We start from the raw sequence: 1,826 nt of genomic DNA on the forward strand, positions 1-1,826 counted from the left end.
GGCCCGGGCTCGTCCAACAAACGGATCAGATCGTGGCTTCGCACGATCTATCCTTATTCGTTGGGCTTGGGTGGGTTCTCCATCAGTTCGAGTAGCCACTTCCAGTCGCGAGGGGACAGGCGGATACGTTCTTCACGCTCGATAACAGCCTGTGCCTCCTTCAGCGCCGACTGCACCAAAAACTGATTGACCGTGGCACCAGTCAGTTCTGCCGCACGGCAAAGCGTTTCGTAGACCTCTTGGGGGACGCGAGCACCGATGCGGTCTTGCTTGGCAATGGTCGTTCCCATCTTCATCTCCTGCATTCAAGTGAAGTACCAGCGTCACTGTGGCCAAAATGGCGCCATTCCTTGATTTGAGGCGCTACCTTGTCGCAAGGGTGATGTCATCCAAGGTAAAGCGAAGCGCATCTTCAACAGCCGTTAGTCTGCGGGTCAGATACCAGCTTTGCCTCGTCAAGGTCTTGACTAGTTCGCCGTCGTCGCTTAAAGGTGAAATTCCGACTGCTTCCCTACCCATCAGTAGTACTGACGAATGTAGCTATACGCCTTTTCGAACAGTTCCTCATCGGCGTGCAGCTTGTACTTGAACAGCGACTTGCGCAGTGCCTTCCTGATTTCCCGTTCACCGGAAAGCGTGTCCTGCCAGCCGGGGAAGCGGACAAAGCGAACGATCTCGTCGATATCCGCCACCACCCGTTCAACGATGATCGGCGTGTTGGCAGTCTTCACCTCGTGGAACAGTTCGCTGAGCGCCGCCTTGCCACGATCCTCGTCTTCCTCGGGTGGGGTTTCCTTCTCGGCCTGCAACACTTCCCTGGCGATCTGAAGCAGTTGTTTGAGGAACTCGACACTGTTCAGCACGCCAGACTCGAAGCGGTCACGCAGGGCATCCAGCCGTTCCGATAGCGCCTTGAATTTCGGGTTGCCGAGATGCTTGCGCAGCCGCCGGGCCACCTTGATCTCGATTTCCTTGGCGTTCTTCGGGTCGGGGTTGGAGAGCACCGCTTCCAACAGATCGGCGTCGAGAATCAAGGTATCGAGGTCGTCGCGCACGGCATCGACATGCACGTTCTGGTGAATGAGTTCGATGGTCTTGGCGCCGAGGGAGTGCCAGATCAGCTTCCCGTGCCCGCTGGAAGGCTGCACCGACTGATACACCTGCGACAGCCACTTGTAGTCCTTCTCGTATGGCCCGAGGAGGGTATCAGGCGAAATCGCTTCCCACAGTTTGCCGAGAACGTTGTACTCGGCACCGAAGTTGTCACGCGCGGTGTTGTTGGGCAGGCACTGCTGGGCAGCGATCAGACCCTCGTAGCCTTCCACGCTGCGATCCACGCCGGCAAAGAAGGCCAGGCACTTCTGCATCGCTTCCGGCAGCCGGTCCTTCAGTTCCTGGATGTTCGACACCACGGCGGCCATGCTCTTGTCGTCGAAGTCGAGGGCACTGGCGACATCGTCGAAAATGCCGAGGTAGTCGACGATCAGGCCGTGCGTCTTCAGGTCGGAGAAGGTGCGATTGACCCGGCAGATAGCCTGCAGCAGTGTGTGGTCGCGCAGCGGCTTGTCGAGATACATCACCTGCAGGATCGGCGCATCGAAGCCGGTGAGCAGTTTGGCGGTGACGATCAGCAGTTTCAGTGGATCGTTGGGGTCACGAAAACGGTCGAGCAGCCGCTCCTCCTCATCACGGGTACGGGAGAAAGCCTTGTACTGCGGTTCGTTGGCATTGACCGTCATCACGACTGCGGAAGCCTCTGGCGGCAGCAGCTTGTCCAGTTCAGTCTTGTAGAGCAGGCACGATTCCCGGTCGAAGGTGACGATCTG

2 protein-coding genes are annotated in these 1,826 nt (G+C 58.1%); both read right to left on the minus strand.

Annotated features, from left to right (window positions below; genetic code table 11):
• Positions 1 to 53: 53 nt before the first annotated feature.
• Complete coding sequence (locus tag ACCAA_RS04615; RefSeq protein ID WP_186406071.1) at positions 54 to 290, minus strand: type II toxin-antitoxin system TacA family antitoxin; 237 nt, start codon at positions 288 to 290, stop codon at positions 54 to 56.
• A 228-nt stretch (positions 291 to 518) separates the two neighbouring features.
• Positions 519 to 1,826: type I restriction enzyme subunit R domain-containing protein (locus ACCAA_RS04620; RefSeq protein WP_425394453.1), on the minus strand; the 1,308-nt coding region annotated here is incomplete at its 5' end.

The organism is Candidatus Accumulibacter aalborgensis, from assembly GCF_900089955.1.
GTDB lineage: Bacteria > Pseudomonadota > Gammaproteobacteria > Burkholderiales > Rhodocyclaceae > Accumulibacter > Accumulibacter aalborgensis.